Below are 21,563 nucleotides of genomic sequence, written 5' to 3' on the forward strand. Positions count from 1 at the left end.
CGGACCCTAATCACGGGAGACCACCTTGTTCGTCAAAGTGCCGATGCCCTCGATGCCCACGCTGACCTCGTCGCCGACCTCCATCGGGCCCACGCCCGCGGGGGTGCCGGTCAGGATGACATCGCCGGGGATCAGCGTCATGACCGCGCTGACGTAGGAGACCAGCGCGGGGATGTCGTGGATGAGCTGGCTGGTGCGTCCGCTCTGCCGTACGTCTCCGTTGACCGTGGTGGTCAGGGCCAGGTCGGACGGGTCGAGATCCGTCTCGATCCACGGGCCGATCGGACAGAACGTATCGAACCCCTTGGCGCGGGTGAATTGCACGTCCTTTTTCTGGAGGTCGCGCGCGGTCACGTCGTTGGCGCAGGCGTAGCCGAAGATGACGTCCTTGACCCGCTCGGCCGGGACCTCGCGGCACAGGCGGCCGATGACCACGGCGAGCTCGCCCTCGAAGTCGACCCGCTGCGACAGCGAGGTCGGGTAGGCGATCGACTCGCCGGGACCGATCACGGAGGTCGACGGCTTCATGAAGATCAGGGGCTCTTCCGGCACCTCGTTGCCCAGTTCGGCGGCGTGCTCGGCGTAGTTGCGGCCGATCGCCACGACCTTGCTGGGCAGCATGGGCGCGACCAGCCGCACCTCGGCCAGCGGGAAGCGCTCCCCGGTGAACTGGATCTGGTTGAACGGGTGACCGGCGACCGTCGAGATGAACTCATCCTCGACGACGCCGAAAGAGACACCCTCACCTGTGGAGAACCTTGCGATACGCACCCGTCAAGGCTATCGGGGCTTTGGTGTCAAGCGGTCATACCTCAATCGTCACATGGGGCGATATTTCAACATGCTGCTCCGTAGCCTGCACGCGTTGTTACCCGTTGACTGAGGAGATCACCCCATGCGGACCGCCCGGCTGGCGGCTGCAGTCTCGCTGCTGCTGCTCGCCCACCTCCCAGCGCCTGCCCAGGCCGCGACGAGCCCTCTGAGCGACGCCTTCACCAAGGCCGCCGCCGCGTTCGACGTCCCGGCCGACCTCCTGGTCGCCATCGCCTACGCCGAGTCGCGCCTGGACGCCCACGAGGGCCAGCCCAGCGCCAGCGGCGGGTACGGCATGATGCACCTGGTCAGCCCCGGCCCCCTGGAGAAGGCCGCACAGCTCACCGGGGAGAGCGCCGATCGGGTCAAGACCGACACCGCCGCGAACATCCTGGGCGGCTCGGCCGTCCTGGCCTCCCTGGCAGGCCAGATCAACCGCAAGGACCTGGCCGCCTGGTACCCGGCGGTCGCCGCCTACTCTGGCGCCGCCTCCGACACCGTCGCCCGCCTCTACACCGACGCGGTCTACGAGGTGCTCAACAAGGGCCTGACCACTCCCGAGGTCTCCATCACGCCCAGCCCGGTGCAGCCCCAGCGCGGCGAGCTGGAGAACGCCCGCAGCTTCGCCCAGGTGATCAGCGCCGACTACCCCGCGGCGCACTGGATCGCGGCCAGCGCGAGCAACTACACCGCCGCCAACCGCACCAGCGTCGACCGTGTCGTCATCCACGTCACGCAGGGCTCCTACGCGGGCGCGATCTCGTGGTTCCAGAACCCGCGCTCGCGCGTCTCGGCGCACTACGTGGTGCGTTCCAAGGACGGCGACATCACGCAGATGGTCCGCCACAAGGACATCGGCTGGCATGCCGGAAACAGCTCCTACAACCGCCGCTCGATCGGCATCGAGCACGAGGGCTTCGTCAACAACGCCTCGTGGTTCACCGACGCCATGTATCGCGCCTCGGCCGCGCTGACCAGGGCCCTGTGCGACAAGTACCGCATCCCGAGGGACCGCAAGCACATCATCGCCCACAAGGAGGTGCCGGGCGCCGACCACACCGACCCTGGACCTCACTGGAACTGGAACCGCTACATGCAGCTGGTCAACGGCACCAGCACGCCCGACCCGGGCAACCCCAAGCCGAACCCCAAGCCCAAGCCCCCGGGCGCCTGGAGCGCGGTGATCGACACGCCGTCCGGGAGCACCAACTGGGGCACCTCCGACTTCTCCGGCCAGAAGTACGGCAAGACGTACAGGTTCGCCAAGCCCGCCAAGACGGCCGACGCCGCCTGGTTCACCGCCAAGCTGCCCACCGACGGCAAGTACAAGATCGACGTCTGGTACCCGGCGAACAAGGGCTACAACACCGTGGCGCCCCATCTGGTCAAGGGGAACACGATCGAGATCAACCAGACCGTCGCGGGAGGCTCGTGGCAGCACCTGGGCACCTTCACCTTCACCGCGGGCACCCAGAAGGTGGTCGGCGTGAGCCGGTGGACCACCACGCCCGGCTACGTGGTCGCCGACGCCATCAGGGTGACCAGGGTGTCATAGGACGAAAAGTTTCATCTGACAAATGGGCCTTGGCAATTATCGACAGATGATCGTATGGTGCGGTCAACCCCCCAAAGGAGTTGACATGCGATTAGTTGCCTCCGTCTCCCTCGTCCTCGCGCTGTTCGTGGCCGCCCCGGCCCAGGCCGCCACGAGCCCCCTGTCGGACGCCTTCGACAAGGCCGCGCAGACCTACGACGTGCCGCGTGACCTGCTGGTGGCGCTGGGCTACGCCGAAACCCATCTCGACGGGCACGGCGGAGAGCCCAGCGCCAGCGGCGGCTACGGGGTCATGCACCTGGTCAGCAACCCCTCCACCAAGAACCTGGAGAAGGCCGCCGAGCTGACCGGCCTCAGCGCCGACCAGCTCAAGACCGACACCGCCGCCAACATCCTCGGCGCCGCCGCCGTCCTCGGCTCGCTCGCCGGCGACATCGACCGCAAGGACCCCGCCGCCTGGTACGAGGCGGTCGTCCAGTACGGCAACGTCGCCAGCCCCGAGGTCGCCCGCATCTACGGCGACGCGGTCTACGAGGTGCTCAACAAGGGCCTGTCCACCCCCGACGTCTCCGTCGCCGCCAGCCCGGTGCAGCCCCAGCGCGGCAAGCACGACCGGGCCCGCAGCTTCGCCGAGATCCTCAGCACCGACTACGGCCCCGCCCACTGGGTGGCCGCCAGCTCCAGCAACTACACGGTCGCCAACCGCCCGACCTCCAACGCGATCGACCGCATCATCATCCACGTGACCCAGGGCTCCTACGCGGGCTCGATCTCGTGGTTCCAGAACCCCAGCGCCCAGGTCTCCGCGCACTACGTCATCCGCTCCTCCGACGGCGACGTCACCCAGATGGTCCGCAACAAGGACATCGGCTGGCACGCGGGCAACTGGACCTACAACCAGCGTTCGATCGGCATCGAGCACGAGGGCTTCGTCAACAACGCCTCGTGGTTCACCGACGCCATGTACCGCGCCTCCGCGGCGCTGACCAAGGCCATGTGCGAGCGGTACGGCATCCCGAAGACCCGCTCGTACATCATCGGCCACAACGAGGTTCCCGGCGCCACCCACACCGACCCAGGCCAGTACTGGAACTGGTCCAAGTACATGGAGCTGGTGACCGGCAGCACCTCGACCTGGTCCACCATCGCCGACAGCCCCACCGCCTCGGCCAACTGGGGCACCTCGACCTACTCGGCCCAGAAGTACGGCGCGAACTACCGCTTCGCCAACCCCGAGGCGGTCAGCGACCCGGCCTGGTTCCGCGCCAACATCCCCAGCGCGGGCGCCTACCGCGTGGACGTCTGGTACCCGGCCGACGCGGGCTACAACGACTCCACCCCGTACATCGTGGCCGCCTCGGGCGGTAACCAGTCGGTCCGGGTGAACCAGCGCACCGGTGGCGGAAGCTGGCAGAGCATCGGCACCTTCACCCTCAACGCGGGCGACCAGAACATCGTCGGCGTCAGCCGCTGGACCAGCGGAACGGGCTACGTGATCGCCGACGCCGTGCGCATAACGAAGCAATAGCCCTCATCGCTAGTCTCCCGGCGTGGAGACAGCTCAATACACCGTCATCAGGCGACTGGGCGAGGGAGAGACCTTCCTCGCCCAGTCCGCTTCCGGGCAGCTGGTGGCGCTCAAGTACCTCACGCCTGAATACACCGTGGGACTGCGCGCCTGGCTGACCGAGGCCCGCGCCGTCTCCTCCCGCCACCTCGCCCCCATCCTCGACGCCGACCTCGACGCCGAGCGGCCCTGGGTGGCCACCGCCTACCTGGAGGGGCCCACGCTCCAGCAGCACGGCCCGGTCGGCGGCTACCTCGGCGAGCTGAGCTCGTGCCTGCACGAGGCCCTGGACGCCCTGCACCAGGCGGGGATCGCCCACGGCGACCTGCGGCCGTCGAACGTCATCCTCAGCGCCAACGGGCCGCGCCTGGTGGACTACGCCCTCACTGACCGGATCGACGACGCCGAAGGCCTGGAGTCGGTCCTGGCCTACGCCAAAGGCGCCACCGCCGTGGAGCCCTACCGGCCCAAGCGGGCCCTGCTGATCGTCTCGGCCGTCATCGCGCTCTTCGCCGCGGCGGCGGGGGCGACCCATCCCGCGCTCTGGCCCGACGGCGAGATCTGCTGGGCGGTCGGCGAGGAGACGCGGCGCATTTATCCCATCGACGACCAAGGCGCCGCCAGGCTCCGGCAGCTCGCGCAGGAGACGGACGACGCCCCCCTGCGCGGGGCATTGGAGGACGCCGCGAGGGCCGACGTCTCAAGTGACCTGTTATCCCCCTCGACCGAATACAACGACGCCCTGGCGAGGATCTCCGATGCTTGTGAACGCTGACCACGCCCACGTCACGCTGGGCCGTGCCCGCCGGATCGCGCTGGCCGCCGCGCTCACCGTGGTCGGCGTGATGGTGCTGGTCAGCGTGGGCCGCGCCGCCTTCTTCCGGCCCGATTGGGAACGCGTCGACTACACCTCTTTCTTCAACACGATCTACGGGATCACCGTCTTCCCCCTGTCGAGAACCGAGGTCCCTCCACCGCTCGTGCTGGTCTGGACCGTGCTCGCCTACGCCGCCGCGGGCGCGGTCGTCTACGGCCTGGTCGTCGGCCTGCGCAGGGTGGTGCCGGTACGGCACGGCAAACTGGCCGCCTTCCTGCTCGGTTGGGGGGCGACGATGGTCGCGCTCCTGGCGGCCGCCGTGTTTTACCGGGGCGCCATAGGCAGTGGGTACTGGCCGGGACTGGAGCCGGCCGATTGGAGTGCGCTCTTCAGCGCGCACGCCAACGGCTGGACGCTGCTCTTCGGCTGGCTCGGCGGGTTGGCCGCGCTCGTCGCCTACCATCGCACCCGCGTCTCCGACGGACCGCCCGCGCCCAGGCACACCGGTCGCGCGTTCGGTGCGGCGGCACTCTGCGCGTCCCTGCCGGCCGCGCTCATGGTGGTCGGCGGGCTCCTCCCCCTTCGGGTGGAATCGGCCTGGCCGATCTGGCTGCTCGACTTCCCCAAGCCGCTCACTCCGGACTACTTCGACGACAGCCTGACGACGGCGGACGTGCTGGCGACCTTCGCCATGGCACTGCTGACCCTCATTCTGCTGACCGCCCTGCTCGGGCTCGCCCTGCGCGGCTCCCGACGCTCCTTCCCCGGCGTGTTCGTCCTGGGCTGGATCTGCGCGTTCCTGGTCACCTCCGCCTTGGGGGCGCTCCACTCCTGGGTCTCGCTGCTCGTGCAGAAGGGCTCGGGCCTCAGCACCTGGAACGGCTACTCCGTCTTCGACGGCGCCACCTACGGCATCGCCATCGGCTGGCTGGCGGGGCTCGTCGCCGCCCTGGTGTTCGCGGGGCTCCGCCGTACTAGATTCCCCGCATGACACGCATTTCGGCTGATCTGCTCATTCCAGGCGACGGCGAGCCCGTACGGCACGGCACGGTGGTGATCGAAGGCGGCGTGATCACCTATGCCGGGCCCGCCCAAGGCGAGTCCGACCTGCACGTCCCCGTCGTCATGCCAGGCATGTGGGACTGCCACAGCCACCTGTTCGGCCTCACCGATCTGGAGCCGAGCAAGGTGGCGACCGTCCCGATCCCCACCAGGGCCGCCAGGTGCGTGCCCGACCTGAGGGCGGCGCTCGACGCGGGCGTCACCTCCATCCGCGAGGTCGGCGGGCTGGGCATCTACCTCGCGCCCGCGGTCGAGGACGGCACGGTCGAGGGGCCGTCCATCTACGCGGCGGGCGCCATCCTGTCGGCCACCGGCGGCCACGGCGACCTGCACGGCCTGCCGTACGACTGGGTCGTCGACTACAGCCACCACGGCGGCGAGCTGCGCATGGCCGACGGGGCCGACGAGTGCATGCGGGCGGTGCGCGACCAGCTGCGGCGCAACGCCAAGGTGATCAAGATCTGCGCCTCCGGCGGCGTGCTGTCCGACGTGGACCACCCGATCCACCAGCAGTTCACCGACGCCGAGATGCGGGCGATCGTCGAGGTGGCCGCGATGGCCGACCGCAGCGTGGCCGCGCACTGCCACGGCAAGCCCGGCATGATCGCCGCGCTGGAGGCCGGCGTTAAGACCATCGAACACGGCACCTACCTCGACGAGGAGGTGTGCGAGCTGATGCGCGAGAAGGACGCGGTCCTGGTCGCCACCAGGACCATCATCGACGAGCTGATCACCGACGGCTCGCTGCCGCCGATGTACATGGACAAGCTCAAGGCGATCGCCGAGATCCACGCCGACGCCATCGCGCTCGCCCACCAGAAGGGCGTCACGCTCGCGATGGGCACCGACATCTTCGTCAGCGGCTCCGAGCGGCCCAACTCGTGGGGCCGCAACGGGCGCGAGCTTGCGCACCTGACGGCCTGCGGGCTCTCCCCGCTGGAGGCGATCAAGGCCGCCACCGCCAACGGCCCGCTGACCCTGGGCCGCCAGGCTCCGCGCAGCGGCGTGCTGGCCGAGGGCCACGACGCCGACCTGATCACCCTGTCGGCCGACCCGCTCGCCGACATCTCGGTGCTGGCGGAGCCTGGAAATGTGACCGGCGTGTGGAAGGCTGGGCGCAAGGTGAAGGGGGCCTGATGGAATTCCAGGACGTCGTCGACAAGCGCCGGATGGTGCGCAACTACGACCCCGATCGGCCGGTGCCGCCGGAGATCCGCGAACGCATTCTGAGCAACGCCCTGCACGCGCCGTCGGCGGGCTTCAGCCAGGGCTGGGCCTTCCTGACGCTCGAGGGCGACGACATCCAGACCTTCTGGAAGGCCGCCGTCAAGGACCGCGGCGACGACCCGTGGCTGCAGGGCCTGATGAACGCTCCCCTGCTGATCATCCCGCTCTCCCACAAGCAGGCCTATCTCGACCGCTACGCCGATTCCGACAAGGGCTGGGAGGACAAGGACGAAAACCGCTGGCCCGTGCCGTACTGGGACATCGACACCGGCTTCGCCTCCCTGCTCATGCTGCTGACCGCGGTCGACGAAGGGCTGGGCGCCTGCTTCTTCGGCATCCCGCCGGGCGAGAACACCAGGAAGTTCAAGTCCGCCTTCGGCGTCCCCGACACCTACACCGCCATCGGCGTGATCAGCATCGGCTACCGCGCCCAGGACCGCCCCTCGCCGTCGCTGAAGCGCGGCAGGAAGCCCGTCGAGACCGTCGTGCACCGAGGGTCATGGGGCAACCACTGAGCGAGGCCGGTCCGGGCGTGTCACACTGGCCAGAGTGAGCCCGCGCAGGCACAACATCCCGGCCGAGCCCAACCAGTTCGTCGGCCGGAGCAGAGATCTCGACGAGTTGAGCCGCCTGGTGCACGAAACCAGGCTGCTCACCCTGAGCGGCATCGGCGGCATCGGCAAGACCCGCTGCGCCCTCCAGCTGGCCACCCGTGTGGTCGAACACTTCCCCGACGGCGTGTGGCTGGTCGAGCTGGCCAAGCTCACCCGCACCGACCTGGTGCTGCACGAGGTCGTCGGCACGCTCGGCCTGCGTGAGGAGGGCGGGCGGCCGCTGCTCGACTCCCTGCGCGACTTCCTGTACGGCAGGCGGCTGCTGCTGGTGCTCGACAACTGCGAGCACCTCGTGGAGTCCTGCGCGGAGCTGGCCGGGTCGCTCCTTGCCGCCTGTCCCGAGCTGCGGGTGGTGACCACCAGCCGCGAGCCGTTGAAGATCCCCGGCGAGCTGGTGTGGCGGGTTCCCCCGCTGGCCGTCCCGCTGCCCGGCCAGCCGATCGAGCAGGCCGAGTCGGTCGAGCTGTTCCTGCAACGTGCCCGCGCGGCCGGATCCGGCCTGGCGCTGACGGCCGACAACGCCCCCGACATCGAGCGGCTCTGCCGCGACCTCGACGGCCTGCCGCTGGCGCTGGAGCTGGCCGCCGCGCGCACCAGCGTGCTGTCGCCCGGCCAGATCGCCCAGCGCATCGGCGACCGCTTCCGCCTGCTGACCACCGCCTCCCGCACGACGCCCGCCCGGCAGCGCACCCTGCTGGCGACCATCGACTGGAGCCACGCGCTGCTGTCCCCGGCCGAGCAGGTGCTCTTCCGCCGCCTGTCGGCCTTCGGCGGCCCGTTCACCCTCGACCTGGCCGAGCTGGTCTGCGCGGGCGCCGACCTGCCGCCCTTCCAGGTGCTCGACCTGCTCGGCCTCCTGGTCGAGAAGTCGCTGGTGCTGTTCGACCAGGGCGACGCCTGCTACCGGCTGCTGGAGTCGACCCGGCAGTTCGCCGCCGACCGGCTGGAGCAGGCGGGCGAGAGCGTCGCCATGGCCGACCGGCTGCTGGACGGCCTGGCCGGGCTTGCCGCCCGCCACGGCCACGACATGTGGCTGGCCGACGACCGGACCTGGGCCGAGCGGGCTGTCGCGCGCGACCTGCTGCTGCGCCTGGCCGACAACGCCCGGCAGGCCATGGCCTGGGCCGCCGCGTCCGGCCAGATCGCCCCCGGGCTCCGCCTGGCCTGCGCCTACATGCCGGCCTGGATGATCACCGGCTCCTTCGCCGAGGGCCGGGGCTGGCTGGAGACCTTCCTGGAGCGCTGCGAGGGCGAGCCGCCCGAGCTCGTCGGCGACGCGCTGGTCTGCCACTCGGCGCTCGTCTTCGAGCAGCACGACTCCGCCGCGGCCGAACGCTCCGTCGCCCGCGGCCTGGAGCTCTGCCGCGCGGCCGGATCGCCCGCCCTGCTCGGCTTCGCCCTCGACATCTCGGCGATGCAGGCCGTCTTCCGCGGCGAGCTCGCGATGGCCCGCGCCCACGCGCAGGAGGCCCTGGAGGTGATCGGGCCGGGCGGCTCCGGATACCTGGAGGCCGGCGCCAGGATGATCCTGGCTTCGGTGGCCGGCCTGGAAGGCCACCGAAGGCAGGCCCTGGCCGGCGGCGAGGGCGCCATCGACTGCTACCTGGAGAGCGGCCAGCTGTACGGCGCCGCCAGGGCCGGGCTGGAGCTGGGACGGCTCGGCGACGCCCTCGGCGAGCTCGGCTTCGCCCGGCGCCAGCTCGACCGGGCCATCGCCCTGGCCGGGGAGGCGGGTTCGCAGCCGCTCCTGGCGCTGGCCCTGGGCCTGCTGGGGCTGATCCTGGCCCGCCAGGACCAGGGCGAGGACGCCAGAGACCGGATCCGCGAATGCGTGCGGCTGAGCCAGGCCATGGGGCAGCACCTGCCCGTCGCCTCGGCGCTCATGGCGCTGGCCGTCCTGGCCGAGGAGCAGGAGGACCTGGAGCCCGCCGTCCGCCTGTGGAGCGCCGCCAAGGCCCTGGAGCAGCGGCTGGGCCTGTTCACCTTCACCTCCGCCTCCCCCGAGCCGCTGCTGGCCAGGGCGCGGGCCAGGCTGGGCGACGGGCTGGTCAACCAGTGGTGGGCGGTGGGGAGCGCGATGAGCGAGGAGGAGGCCGTGCGCTACGGCCTCGAGGGTGTGCGCCCGGCCCGCGCCGCCAGACCGGCGGGCGGCGCGACCACCGTGCTCACCGCGCGCGAGCGCGAGATCGTCGCGCTGATCTGCCGCGGCATGTCCAACAAGGCCATCGCGGAGGAGCTGTTCATCAGCCCGGCGACCGCCGCGCGCCACGTCGCCAACATCCTGACGAAGCTCAACTTCAGCTCCCGTTCCCAGGTCGCCGCCTGGGGAGCGGAACTACACATCGGCCTACACAGTCCTGGCCATGCGGGCCGGGAGCCGCGCTCCTAGCGTGGAGTCATGGCTAGGACGCTGGAACGGGCGCTCGCGCTCGGCCCCCGCAGGGCGGTGGTCGAGGCGGAGACGGGAGCGTCCCTGAGCTACGCCGCGCTCGCGCTGCGCGCCACGCACTCCGCCGAACTCCTCGTGAGACGCGGCCTGATGCCAGGGGACCCGGTGGCCGTCGTCCTGCCGGTGGGCTGCCGCTTCCCGATCGCGGCCCACGCCGTGACCGTCGCGGGCGGGCATGCCCTCCCCTTCGAGGAGGGCCCCGGCCTGGGCGTACGGCTGGCGGCCGCGCGTGCCCGCATCATGATCACCGACCTGGCCCACGCGGACGAACTCGCCCAGGAGGCGAGCATCAGGCAGGTCTACTCCTTCTCCCCCGTCAGCGGCGCGATGCCGTTGCCGTGCCCGCCCGGTCCGGAGCCGGAGCCGGGCGGGGTGAACGGGGTGGTCCTGGTCACCGCGCCCGATCTGGGCGCCTTCGACCTGGCGTTCGACGCCGGAGCCCTGGTCGTCACCGCCCGCGAGCCGTCCCCCGAGGCGTGCAGGGAGCTCGTGGGCTGCCACGGCGTGACGCTCGTGGCCGGGCGCAGGCACCTGGTGGACCGGCTCGGCGACCTCGTGCCGGTCATGGCCGTCGGGGGTTGAGCGGCGGTGTCGCTCAGGAGTTGAGCGGGTTGGCCGCCAGCTTGCCCGCCAGCCCGCCCTTGACGAACCGCGCCGCGAGCGAGTCCGGCTTGCGCTCGCCCTGCGCGACGAAGCAGGCGGCGAACTCCGTCACCAGGTCGAGCCTCGGGTAGGCGGCCAGCACCTCGCGGCGCACCTCGGCCGGGATCTCGTCGGTCTGCCGTCCCGAGATGTCCATGGCGGTCGACAACTCCAGCAGGTGTCCCTCCGGGTCCTCGGTCACGTCCACGGTGTCCCACATGTGGCGCACGATCACCTCGGCGGCCCGCCTGCGCCGCTCCACCGGCCACCCGGCGCCCGCGCCGAACACCCACGCCACGTGCCCGCCCGCGTCCTCGAACGGCACCGACACGTTGTCGAAGGCCGAAGCCAGCCCGATGTCGTGCAGCATCGCCGAGACGAACAGCAGCTCGTCGTCGAAGGCGATGCCGTGCCGTCCCGCGTGGTCGGCGGCCCAGAGGTAGGCCCTGATCGAGTGGTTGAGCAGCGACGGCGTCTGGAACTCGGTGGCCACTTCGAGGGCGGTGCGGCAGGCGGCGGAGTCAGGAAAGTTCATGGAGCCAGGGTGCCGTCTGCGCCGCTCGGGCGCGAGTGGCCGGAGCGTCACCAATCGACAGAATCCGGCCAGCAATAACGATCTGGTACTCAACTTGACCAATAACTGACGAACCGGAAAACATGTTGCGCCGCCCCCGTTCCGGAAGGACCTCACGTGCGTCCCCTCGTCGTGCCTGCCGCCGTTCTCCTTGCCCTCACCGGGCTCACCGGGGGCGCCCACGCCGCGGACAAACCGGTCAAGCGCACGGCCCAGTGCCAGGGCGACTGGATCCCCGGCACCCCCACCGCCGACGACGTGATGAAGGGCGAGGTCTCCCTGGTCGGCCTGCCGCCCGTCAAGCTCGGCAAGAAGATCAACTGGGACGCCTCGCCGTACAAGAACCGCTCCTGGGAGTACGTCTTCCACTCCCTGCGCTGGATGGGCACGCTCGTCGTCGCCTACGAGAACTCCGGCGACGACAAGTTCCTGGAGCGCGCCAAGGAGATCACCGCCGACTGGTGGCGCAACAACAAGCCCGGCGCCAGCCGGCCGTACGTCTGGAAGGACCACCCGGTCTCCCTGCGCACCCAGGCCCTGGTCTGCCTGAGCATGCACGTCGACGACCCGTGGCTCAAGGACAGCCTCAGCGCCCACGCCAAGCTGCTGTCGACGCCCTCGCTGTACAAGAAGGGCCACAACCACGGCATCGACCAGGACATCGCCCTGATGGCGATCGGCTGCCGCTACAAGCGCACCGACTGGTCCAAGCTCGCCGTCCGGCGGCTCACCGAGACCGTCAAGCTCGACGTCGACTCCCAGGGCGCGCTGCGCGAGCAGGCACCGCGCTACGCCGTCTACGTGTACGGCAGGCTCCAGGTCGCCATGACCAACATGCGCGAATGCGGCATCAAGGTGCCCGGCGACATCGCCGGCAGGGCAGAGTCGCTCAAGGACTTCATCGCCCACTCCACCCAGCCCAACGGCTACATGGCCCCCCTGGGCGACGGCAGCGCCGAGACCGAGCCGAAGATGGAGACCGGCACCCCCGCCCAGGAGGTCAAGGTCTACAGGTCCGGCTACGCCTACGGACGCACCGAATGGGGCAAGCCCGACTCGGCCTACTACAGCATCCGCTTCGGCCCCGGCATGAAGTACCACGGCCACGAGGACCACCTGGGCGTCACCTACTACGCCCAGGGCCGCGACATCCTCGTCGACACCGGCTTCCACTCCTACGAGCGCAGCAAGTACCGCTACTGGACGATGTCGCACGAGGCCCACAACGTGCCCACCGTCGTCGGCGCACGCTTCCGCCCCCGTACGGCCTCGCGCCTCGTCGACAGCTCCCTCGACAAGGACCGCCAGTCCTACGAGCTCACCGACCAGGCGTACGGCGTCAGCCGCACCCGCAAGGTGCTGGTCAACCACGGCGAAGACGTCATGGCGGTGCGCGACAGCGCTGGCGGCAAGAAGGTGCGCAACATCTGGCGCTTCGCCGACTCGCTCACCCTCGTGTCGAACAAGGGCGGCGTGGTCGTGCTCGGCGACGGGAAGTTCAAGGTGGCGCTCGTGCAGCTGTCGTCGAGCTGCCGGCCGCTGACGGGGCAGAAGGTGGAGCGCGGAGGCAAGCTCGGCTGGGTGTCGCCCACCTACCTGTCCAAGAAGCCCGCCACCGTCGTCGTCTCACCGGCCGCGGCGGACGTGCTGACCATCGTGGTGCCCGGGGTGGAGGACCCCAAGGTGTCGTGTGCGGGCGGCAAGGTCACGGTTCACACGGCGGAGGGGGCCGTGAGCTTTTCGGCGGGGCTGATCTGAGGCCGAGGTCAGCTGGAGAGGTGTGCCACCGGCTGCCTGAGCATCGTCCTGGGCTCGGGAGCGGCGAAATCGGTCAGGTAGATCTCATGGTGCAGCCCATGCGGCACCAGACCGCGCTCGGCCATGAACGCCTCCATCACGTCGAGCGACGCCTTCTCCTCGCTGTAGGGGCCCTCGTGGAGCAACTCCACGCACTCGCCCTCGGCGAAGGTGACCACCAGCACACGGTCGACCGCCGCGCTGACCGCACGCGCCTGCTCACGCGCCGCCTCGGCCACACCCGGCTCGGGCACGCCGGGCAGCGCAAGCAGCAGATGCCACCGCCACTGATCGCGCGGCACCTCCAGCGGGGGCAGGGAGGTGTCCTCCACCCACCACCGGCCCTCCAGCGGCCCATAGGGGCAGCCCATGGCAGAGGCCACGGCGTACAAGGCGCCGATGGCCGAGCGGTGCTCGGCACCGCCGGGCTCGCCGACGCCGGTGACGTTGAGGCAGGTGACGGGGTCATGGTGGGTGAGGCGGGGAGGCATGCCACTCCAGGGGATCGTCAGGTGGGTGATCACCAGGATGGAGTCTCCCCACGTGGGAGAGTCCAGGCGCTCGCCGTATCATCACGAGCTCTGGCGCGCCATGCCCCCACCCGCTCCAACCACGGCGGCGACCGGGGGTCCGGGGGCCGGCAGGCCCCCGGCTGGGGGTCTTGGGGGGCTGGGCCCCCCAATGAGGGGAGCCCGACCCCGCTAGGCGCGAAGCGCCCGCCATGGGAGGCCCGTGCTGGTCAGGCTTCGCGGCCCGCTCGCAGGAGCCCGTATGTGACGGCCTGCTCCAGCGCCTGCCAGGACGCCTCGATGATGTTCTCGGCCACCCCCACCGTGTCCCACTCGCTCGTCTCGTCGCTTGAGGTGACGAGGACCCGCGTGATGGCGTCGGTGCCGTGGGTGCCTTCGAGGATGCGCACCTTGAAGTCCACCAGCTCGACCTTGGCCAGCTCCGGGTAGAGCTTCTCCAGCGCGAGCCGTACGGCGCGGTCGAGGGCGTTGACGGGGCCGTTGCCCTCGCCGGTGGCGACGATGCGTTCGCCCTTGGCGTGCAGCTTGACGGTGGCCTCGGAGACGAGTTCGCCGCCCTTGGTGCGTTCGACGATGACGCGCCACGACTCGACGTCGAAGTGGCGGCGGCGCTCCCCATGGACGGTGTCGCGCAGGAGGAGTTCGAAGGAGGCGTCGGCGGCCTCGAAGGTGTAGCCGCGGGATTCGAGGTCCTTGACCCGGTCGACGAGTTCCTTGGTGGTCTCGGGGGTGAGTTCGTAGCCGAGTTCGCGGCCCTTCAGCTCGACCGATGCCCGCCCGGCCATGTCGGAGACGAGCATGCGCATGTCGTTGCCGACGAGGGCCGGGTCGATGTGCTGGTAGAGGTTGGGGTCGACCTTGATGGCGCTGGCGTGCAGGCCGGCCTTGTGGGCGAAGGCGGACATGCCGACGTAGGGGGCGTGGGAGTTGGGGGTGACGTTGGTGACCTCGGTGATCGCGTGGGCGATGCGGGTCATGTCGGCCAGCGCGGCAGCGGGCAGGAGGTCGAAGCCGCGCTTGAGTTGCAGGTTGGCGACGACGGTGAAGAGGTTGGCGTTGCCGGATCGCTCGCCGTACCCGTTGGCGCAGCCCTGGACGTGGGTGGCGCCGGCCTTGACGGCGGCGAGGGTGTTGGCGACGGCGCAGCCGGTGTCGTCGTGGCAGTGGATGCCGATGCGGGCGCTGGTGCCGGCGGCGGCGTGAACGACGTCGGCGAGCTCGTCGGGGAGCATGCCGCCGTTGGTGTCGCACAGGGCGATGACGTCGGCTCCGGCTTCGGCGGCGGCCAGGATGACCTCGAGCGCGTAGGCTGGGTTGGACTTGTAGCCGTCGAAGAAGTGCTCGGCATCGAGGAAGACTCGCTGTCCCTCCGCACGAAGGTGAGAAACCGTGTCGCGGATCATCGCGAGGTTCTCCTGGAGAGTCGTACGGAGGGCCAGCTCCACGTGCCGGTCGTGACTCTTGGCGACAAGGGTCACGACCGGCGCGCCGGATTCGCGCAAGGCGGCCACCAACGGGTCGTCGGCTGCCTTCACACCGGCTCGGCGGGTCGCACCGAACGCGGCGAGTTGCGCGTGCTTCAGGTCCAGCTCTGTTTGAGCACGCCTGAAGAATTCTGTGTCCTTGGGGTTGGCGCCCGGCCAGCCCCCTTCGATGAAGCCGACGCCGAGCCCGTCCAGGTGCCGCGCGATGGCGAGTTTGTCGGCGACAGTGAGGTTGAGCCCCTCCTGCTGGGCGCCGTCTCGCAGCGTGGTGTCGTAGACGTGGAAGCGGTCGTCGGCCATCTGAAGTCTCCTGAAGCAAAGAAAAAGACCCCTCACGGACGTGAGAGGTCTGCGCGCTGGCGGTGTCCTTTGTCAGCCAGCGCGCCTGCCGATAATGAGCAGACCGTAGAACATGGTGAAACCGAGTCTGCCACAGGCATTCAACATCTGGCACATGGATCTCAGGATTCGAGATACGTGCCGCCGAACTGCGCCACCACCTGCTCCAGGGCGTTGGGGTCGAAGGCGAGGTCGCCGAGCATCTGGCCGTTGAGCAGCACGGTGGGCGTGCCTTCGAGTTGCGGGTTGTCCTTGAGGTGGCCTGCCGCCCGTTCCTGGCCGCGCACGCAGGCGTCGAATCCGGTCACGCGCACGCCTGCCTTCTCCCCCGCCGCGACGAGCTCGTCGAGGGTGAATCCGCTGGCGGTGCCGTGCGGTTCCGGCTGCATGCCGTACAGCTGCTCGCGGTAGGCCAGCCAGCTTTCGGCCGGGACGCAGCGGGCGGCGGCCGCGGCGCGGATGGAGTTGGAGCGCATCGGCTCGTCCACGAAGATCGTCACGGGGTGGAAGACGACCTTGAGGCGGCCCTGCGCGGCCAGCTTCAGCAGGGTGGGGTTCACCTTGCCGTGCAGCTCCCTGCAGATCGGGCAGTCGAAGTCTTCGTACAGGTCGAGCACCGGCTGCGTCACCCCGGGCAGGGCCAGCACCAGCGAACCGTCTGCCTGCCGCGTGATCGGCGTCTGGGCCTGTGCCTGGTCGGACGCCTTGTCGCCGCCGGCCCAGAACACGGTGGCGGCCATCACGGCGATGGCGACCACGACCACGGCCACACGCTTGATCATCGGCACTCCTTAAGCTGGCAGGCATGAGCTACATCGATCCCGCTGTCGAGCAGTACATTCTGGACCACACGACACGTTCCGACGAATTGTTCACTCAGCTCGCAGAAGAGACTCGCCGTCTGACAGGTGACGCGGCGGGCATGCAGATCTCAGCGGACCAGGGACGATTCCTGACGATGCTCACCCAGCTGGTCAATCCCACGCTGGCGGTCGAGGTCGGCACGTTCACCGGCTACTCCTCGTTGTGCATCGCGCGCGGGCTCACCCACGGGCGCCTGCACTGCTTCGACGTGAGCGACGAGTGGACCTCCGTCGCCCGCCGCTACTGGGAGAAGGCCGGGCTGGCCGAGAAGATCACGCTCACGCTGGGCCCGGCCACCGAGACGCTGCGCGAGGTGGAGGGCCCGATCCAGCTCGCCTTCATCGACGCGGACAAGACGAACTACCCCGCCTACTACGAGCTCGTCATGGAGCGCATGGAGCCGGGCGGGCTGATCCTGGCCGACAACACGCTGCGGGGCGGGACCGTGGCCGATCCCGCCCGCACAGAGGGTTATGTCCAGGAGATGCGCGAGTTCAACGAGCTCGTGATCAACGATCCCCGGGTGACCACGACGATCATGCCGATCCGCGACGGCGTGACGCTGATCAGGAAGAACTAGCGCGCGAACGCGATGGCCGTCGCCGTGGAGATGGCGGAGACCAGCACCACGACCACCACCACGGTGCCCAGCGGATTGCGGCGTTTGGGCGGCGCCGCGGCGATCCGCAGCGGCTTGCGCTCGGGGACGGGCGCCACCACCGCTCGCGGGGTCTTCTTCGGCCTGTCGGGTCTCTCGGGAGCCGACGGCGGCACGACGATCGGCGCCGGCTGCACCCGCCTGGGCGACTGGGTCGGCGTCGGTGTCGGTGTGGGCGTCGGCGTCGGCTCGGGGGTCGGTTCCGGACTGGGTGTGGGCGGCGGCGGGGCGGGGCTGTAGGTGGGCTTGGGGCTCGGCTTCGGCTTGGGCGGCGGAGCGCACTCCGCCGGGCACCCGCAGCCGAGGTTGACCGACACCAGCCCGCCGACGTTCACGCAGAGCTCGATGTCGACCGGCCCGACCACGACGCCGCCGCCCTTACCGTGCCCGTCATGGACGCCATCGCCCTCGCCGTGCCCGCCGGACTCCACCTCCGGGTCGTCGGCGTCCTCAGCCTCGTCGGGGACCTCGGGGGCGCCCGAGGGGTGGGCCGCCATCGCGACGATCCGGCCGCGGGGCTCCGGCTCGGCGACCGCCCCCGCGGCCGAGGCGCCCGCTGCCATCATGATGGCCAGTACGGCAAGCGCCAGCCGCATGGTCAGGCGCTCCAGGAGATGCGCTGGAGCTCGGAGAGCAGCCCCGAGAAGGCGTCAGGCGTGACCGCCAGCGCCCCGTCGAAGACGCGCGAGATGTCCATGGTCAGGTAGACGCCCATGCCCAGCAGGACCGCCATGAGCGCGAGCGGCAGCAGCGCCATCCCGCGCGGCCTGGCCCCGCCCAGCAGCGGCAGCACCAGCACGGCCAGCCCGGTGGCCACGGTGACGCCGAGCAGGCTCGGCGGCGGGGTTGCGGCCGCGTCCATCGCGCGCTGCCTGCGGGTGGCGGAGATCTCGCTGATGTGCTGCAGGACCGAGGCCTGCGCCTCCTCCTCGTCGGTGCCCTTGACCTGCAGGTCGACGACGCCCTTGCGCAGGTCTTCCAGGCGCGACCAGCCTTCCGGGCTGAGCTTGCCCTCCGCCATGAGCGGCCACTCGGCGTCCTTGACGAACCTGGCGTAGTCGTGCAGGCCGACCTGGATCGTGGCGACCGAGGCGGCGGGCAGTTCGGCCGCCGACCACGACGCCTCGGCGATGGCCTGGGTCTCGGCGTAGGTGTTGAGCCTGGCCGCGTCGGCGGTCGTCCACGGCACCACGATCGCGATGGCGAACGCGATGAGGAACAGGGCCGAGATCATCGACCCGGCGTGCGAGACGGTGGGACCGGCTGGGTCGCCGTCGTCGGACGCGCTGCGCAGCTTCCTTACCAACACGCTGGCGATGATCACCAGTGCGATGGCGCTCGCTCCGGCGAGAAGATATCCGGCCATGACCCTACCAGTCTCTCGGCATCAACTACGGAGAGAGACATTAACATCACCATAGGTAGTCATGGGTGTCATCGACGGCGTGGGCGCGCGCGTGTTCGCCGCGGCCACGCCCGATGTCAGCCGATCTTGTGAATCCACCCGTGGTGGTCGGGGCGGCCGCCGTACTGAATGCCCACGAGTTCCTCGCGCACGCGCATGGTCACCGGGCCGGGGGTGCCGTCGCCGATGGTCCAGGCGCGGTCGGCGCCCTTGACGAAACCGACCGGCGTCACGACCGCGGCGGTGCCGCAGGCGAAGACCTCGCCGAGCTCGCCCGACTCGCAGCCGGCCTGCCACTCCTCGATGGACAGCCGTCCCTCGACGGGCTCGAGGCCGAGCTCGGCGGCGAGGGTGAGGATCGAGTCGCGGGTGATGCCGGGCAGCAGGGTGCCGGTGAGGGCGGGCGTGAGCAGCTTGTCGCCGTAGACGAAGAACAGGTTCATCCCGCCCATCTCCTCGACGTAGCGGTGCTCGTGCGAGTCGAGCCAGACCACCTGGTCGCAGCCCTGCTCGACGGCCTGGCGGGTGGCGACGAACGCGCCCGCGTAGTTGCCGCCGCACTTGGCGGCGCCGGTGCCGCCGGGGGCGGCGCGGGTGTACTCCGTGGACAGCCACACCGACACCGGCTTGAGCCCGCCGGTGAAGTAGGAGGCCGCCGGCGAGGCGATCACCATGAACTTGTAGCTGCGCGAGGGGTAGTTCACGCCCAGCCCGACCTGGGTGGCGATGATGAACGGCCGCAGGTAGAGGCTGTGGCCCTCGGTGGTGGGCACCCAGTCGCGGTCGGTCTGGACGAGCAGCTCCAGCGCCTCGACGAAGGTCTCCTCGGGCAGCTCGGGCATGGCCATGCGCTGGCACGACAGGTTGAAGCGGGCGGCGTTGGCGTAGGGCCTGAACGTCACGATCGAGCCGTTGACCTGGCGGTAGGCCTTGAGGCCCTCGAAGAGCTCCTGGCCGTAGTGGAAGACCGAGGTGGCCGGGTCGAGGGTCAGCGGGCCGTACGGCATGAGCCGCGCGTTGTGCCAGCCGAGCTCTTCGGTGTAGTCGATCGAGATCATGTGATCGGTGAAGTGCTGCCCGAACCCGGGACTGGAAAGTACCTGCTCGCGCTCCGCATCGGTGCGCGCGTGGTCGGAGAGCTGCACATCGAAGCTGAGCTGAGTCATGGGATTCCCTTCATGAACGACTGCGTGACCAATACTAGGACGTAAAAAGAAATACCCGGCAGCTGTCCAGCCACCGGGCATTCGGGGGTGGCCGAGCGCGGAGGGCGCCCAGCCGTGCGGCTAGGCGCCGCCGGCTACTCGGGTCGCGATGTCGTCGCCGATCCGGCCGGTGCTGCGGCCAGGGGTGCGGGCGAGGATGTCGGCGGCGACGGCCTGCTCGACGCGGACCGCCTCGGCGGCGTGGCCGAGGTGGTCGAGGAGCATGGCGACCGACAGGATCGTGGCGGTCGGGTCGGCCTTGCCCTGGCCGGCGATGTCGGGGGCGCTGCCGTGGACCGGCTCGAACATGCTCGGCGCGGTGCGGTCGGGGTTGACGTTGCCGCTGGCGGCCAGGCCGATGCCGCCGGCGATGGCGGCGCCGATGTCGGTGATGATGTCGCCGAACAGGTTGTCGGTGACGATCACGTCGAAGCGCGCGGGGTGGGTCACGAAGAACATCGACGCGGCGTCGACGTGCTGGTAGTCGGTGGTGACCTCGGGGTAGTCGGCGGCGACGCGCTTGACCGTGCGGGCCCACAGGTCGCCGGCGAAGGTGAGCACGTTGGTCTTGTGGACCAGGGTGAGGTGCTTGCGCGGGCGCGACTGGGCCCTGTCGAAGGCGTAGCGCACGACGCGCTCGACGCCGAAGGCGGTGTTGAGCGACTCCTGGGTGGCGACCTCGTGCGGGGTGCCCTTGCGCAGCACGCCTCCGGCGCCCGCGTAGAGCGACTCGGTGCCCTCGCGCACCACGACCATGTCGATGTCTTCGGGCCCCGCGTCGGCGATGGGGGTCTTCACGCCGGGGAAGAGCTTGACCGGGCGCAGGTTGACGTAGTGGTCGAGCTCGAAGCGCAGCTTGAGCAGCAGGTCGCGCTCCAGGATGCCCGGGGGCACGCTGGGGTCGCCGACGGCGCCGAGCAGGATGGCGTCGAAGCCGCGCAGCTCCTCGAGCACGGAGTCGGGCAGGGTCTCGCCGGTGCGGTGGTAGCGCGCGGCGCCGAGGTCGTAGTGGTGGGTGTCGAACTTGACGCCCACGGCCTCCAGGACCTTCAGCCCCTCGGCCACGACTTCGGTGCCGATGCCGTCTCCGGGGATCACTGCCAAACGTGTCATGCGCAGCACTTTACCGGCCTGTCTCGCCGTACGAACACACATCTCAGGATTCGGACACAGGTAAATGTCTGATTTGCGCCCTTTTGACCATTTCGTTAGAGTCCTGACCTGCCTAATCCGCCGCGCCGTCCGTGGCGGAGCCGGGGACCCACGTTCCCCCGGGGCGAATCGGCGGTTTCCGCCGTAGGGCCGCGCTTCCAGGTCCGAGCCCGTCAGCTAACCCGGCCGGCCCCGTGGAAGGTCAATCCCCTGTCCTCCTTGCGCCTCGCCATGCTCGTGTCCGCTCCCCTCGGACTCGCGCTCGTGCTCACCGCCTCCCCCGCCTCCGCCTCCGCCCCCGAGAAGCCCGTCACCCTCACGCTTGACGGCGCCGGGATCAAGGAGATCCGCGACAAGGCCCTCAAGCCGCCCGCCTGGAAGAAGGCCCTGACCTTCGCCATGGCCGAGCGCGGCACGCCGTACGTGTGGGGCGGCGCCTCCGGCAGCGGCTACGACTGCTCGGGGCTGATGCTGCGAGCCTACGAGAACGCCGGCATCGAACTGCCGCGCACCGCGGCCGAGCAGTACTCAGCCTTCGACCGCAAGATCTCCTGGGACGACCTCAAGCCCGGCGACCTGGTCTTCTTCTCCGGGCTCGGGCACGTCGGCATGATCAGCCGGCCCGGCTACATGGTGCACGCGCCGCACTCGGGCGACGTGGTCAAGGAGGAGAGGCTCAGCGGCTGGCGCCGCCAGGCGTTCGTGGGCGCGGTGCGGCCCGACCCCAAGGGCGTCACGATCTGGGCGGCCCAGCTCAAGCAGAGGCGGGCCCCCGCACCCGCGATGCTCACCGCGAGCCTGTGAGCCCT

20 protein-coding genes and 1 riboswitch are annotated in these 21,563 nt (G+C 70.1%); of the genes, 11 read left to right on the forward strand and 9 right to left on the reverse strand.

The window, feature by feature from the left end; genetic code table 11:
- Positions 1-6: 6 nt before the first annotated feature.
- Positions 7-771 carry a fumarylacetoacetate hydrolase family protein gene (locus ACIBH1_RS16635; protein ID WP_397314604.1) on the reverse strand — a complete coding sequence of 255 codons (765 nt, stop codon included), beginning with the start codon at positions 769-771 and terminating at the stop codon, positions 7-9.
- A 124-nt stretch (positions 772-895) separates the two neighbouring features.
- On the opposite strand from ACIBH1_RS16635, the gene ACIBH1_RS16640 reads away from it, so the two are divergent.
- From ACIBH1_RS16640 to ACIBH1_RS16675, 8 genes are all read left to right on the forward strand, one after another.
- Entirely contained in the window at positions 896-2,368 is a 1,473-nt protein-coding gene (locus ACIBH1_RS16640) for an N-acetylmuramoyl-L-alanine amidase (protein WP_397314605.1), read from the forward strand.
- Positions 2,369-2,453: 85 nt separating this feature from the next.
- Positions 2,454-3,896, forward strand: a complete 1,443-nt coding sequence (locus ACIBH1_RS16645; RefSeq protein WP_397314606.1) for an N-acetylmuramoyl-L-alanine amidase — start codon at positions 2,454-2,456, stop codon at positions 3,894-3,896.
- A gap of 22 nt (positions 3,897-3,918) precedes the next feature.
- The gene (locus tag ACIBH1_RS16650) at positions 3,919-4,710 is read left to right on the forward strand and encodes a hypothetical protein (RefSeq protein WP_397314607.1); all 792 of its coding nucleotides are present in this window, start codon (positions 3,919-3,921) and stop codon (positions 4,708-4,710) included.
- Positions 4,694-5,743, forward strand: coding sequence for a hypothetical protein (locus ACIBH1_RS16655; protein WP_397314608.1), 1,050 nt, complete (start codon positions 4,694-4,696; stop codon positions 5,741-5,743). Before ACIBH1_RS16650 ends, ACIBH1_RS16655 begins: the two co-directional genes overlap by 17 nt.
- A complete protein-coding gene (locus ACIBH1_RS16660) occupies positions 5,740-6,951 on the forward strand; it encodes an amidohydrolase family protein (RefSeq protein WP_397314609.1) in 1,212 nt (403 codons plus the stop codon). Before ACIBH1_RS16655 ends, ACIBH1_RS16660 begins: the two co-directional genes overlap by 4 nt.
- A complete protein-coding gene (locus tag ACIBH1_RS16665; protein WP_397314610.1) occupies positions 6,951-7,556 on the forward strand; it encodes a nitroreductase family protein in 606 nt (201 codons plus the stop codon). The genes ACIBH1_RS16660 and ACIBH1_RS16665 overlap by 1 nt, the downstream gene beginning before the upstream one ends.
- A gap of 34 nt (positions 7,557-7,590) precedes the next feature.
- Positions 7,591-10,044, forward strand: a complete 2,454-nt coding sequence (locus tag ACIBH1_RS16670) for a LuxR C-terminal-related transcriptional regulator (protein ID WP_397314611.1) — start codon at positions 7,591-7,593, stop codon at positions 10,042-10,044.
- Positions 10,045-10,053: 9 nt separating this feature from the next.
- Positions 10,054-10,686, forward strand: a complete 633-nt coding sequence (locus tag ACIBH1_RS16675; RefSeq protein WP_397314612.1) for an AMP-binding protein — start codon at positions 10,054-10,056, stop codon at positions 10,684-10,686.
- Between the two features lie 13 nt (positions 10,687-10,699).
- Here ACIBH1_RS16675 and ACIBH1_RS16680 read toward each other — a convergent pair whose 3' ends face one another.
- Positions 10,700-11,281, reverse strand: coding sequence for an HD domain-containing protein (locus tag ACIBH1_RS16680; protein ID WP_397314613.1), 582 nt, complete (start codon positions 11,279-11,281; stop codon positions 10,700-10,702).
- 156 nt (positions 11,282-11,437) lie between these two features.
- Here ACIBH1_RS16680 and ACIBH1_RS16685 point away from each other — a divergent pair, with 156 nt between their 5' ends.
- Entirely contained in the window at positions 11,438-13,078 is a 1,641-nt protein-coding gene (locus ACIBH1_RS16685; protein ID WP_397314614.1) for a heparinase II/III family protein, read from the forward strand.
- 8 nt (positions 13,079-13,086) lie between these two features.
- On the opposite strand, the gene ACIBH1_RS16690 is transcribed toward ACIBH1_RS16685, so the two are convergent.
- The 3 genes from ACIBH1_RS16690 to ACIBH1_RS16700 form a co-directional block, all read right to left on the reverse strand.
- Positions 13,087-13,641, reverse strand: a complete 555-nt coding sequence (locus tag ACIBH1_RS16690) for a hypothetical protein (protein WP_397314615.1) — start codon at positions 13,639-13,641, stop codon at positions 13,087-13,089.
- Positions 13,642-13,856: 215 nt separating this feature from the next.
- Positions 13,857-15,431, reverse strand: a complete 1,575-nt coding sequence (cimA, locus tag ACIBH1_RS16695; RefSeq protein WP_397314616.1) for a citramalate synthase — start codon at positions 15,429-15,431, stop codon at positions 13,857-13,859.
- Between the two features lie 161 nt (positions 15,432-15,592).
- Positions 15,593-16,252, reverse strand: coding sequence for a DsbA family protein (locus ACIBH1_RS16700; RefSeq protein ID WP_397314617.1), 660 nt, complete (start codon positions 16,250-16,252; stop codon positions 15,593-15,595).
- Positions 16,253-16,275: 23 nt separating this feature from the next.
- Between ACIBH1_RS16700 and ACIBH1_RS16705 the strand changes: the two genes are divergently transcribed.
- Positions 16,276-16,914 (forward strand): O-methyltransferase, encoded by a 639-nt coding sequence (locus tag ACIBH1_RS16705; protein ID WP_397314618.1) that lies wholly within the window; start codon positions 16,276-16,278, stop codon positions 16,912-16,914.
- Here the strand turns inward: ACIBH1_RS16705 and ACIBH1_RS16710 are convergent.
- From ACIBH1_RS16710 to ACIBH1_RS16725, 4 genes are all read right to left on the reverse strand, one after another.
- The gene (locus tag ACIBH1_RS16710; protein WP_397314619.1) at positions 16,911-17,588 is read right to left on the reverse strand and encodes a hypothetical protein; all 678 of its coding nucleotides are present in this window, start codon (positions 17,586-17,588) and stop codon (positions 16,911-16,913) included. The two genes, ACIBH1_RS16705 and ACIBH1_RS16710, sit on opposite strands and share 4 nt — an antisense overlap.
- A gap of 2 nt (positions 17,589-17,590) precedes the next feature.
- Entirely contained in the window at positions 17,591-18,358 is a 768-nt protein-coding gene (locus ACIBH1_RS16715) for a hypothetical protein (RefSeq protein WP_397314620.1), read from the reverse strand.
- A gap of 116 nt (positions 18,359-18,474) precedes the next feature.
- Entirely contained in the window at positions 18,475-19,563 is a 1,089-nt protein-coding gene (locus ACIBH1_RS16720) for a branched-chain amino acid aminotransferase (protein WP_181612786.1), read from the reverse strand.
- Positions 19,564-19,683: 120 nt separating this feature from the next.
- A complete protein-coding gene (locus ACIBH1_RS16725) occupies positions 19,684-20,715 on the reverse strand; it encodes a 3-isopropylmalate dehydrogenase (RefSeq protein WP_397314621.1) in 1,032 nt (343 codons plus the stop codon).
- Between the two features lie 99 nt (positions 20,716-20,814).
- A riboswitch (cyclic di-AMP (ydaO/yuaA leader) is annotated at positions 20,815-20,961 on the forward strand.
- A gap of 12 nt (positions 20,962-20,973) precedes the next feature.
- Here ACIBH1_RS16725 and ACIBH1_RS16730 point away from each other — a divergent pair.
- Complete coding sequence (locus ACIBH1_RS16730; protein WP_397314622.1) at positions 20,974-21,558, forward strand: C40 family peptidase; 585 nt, start codon at positions 20,974-20,976, stop codon at positions 21,556-21,558.
- Positions 21,559-21,563: the final 5 nt, after the last annotated feature.

Origin of the sequence: Nonomuraea sp. NPDC050663, from assembly GCF_044456985.1 — a bacterium.
Taxonomy (GTDB): domain Bacteria; phylum Actinomycetota; class Actinomycetes; order Streptosporangiales; family Streptosporangiaceae; genus Nonomuraea.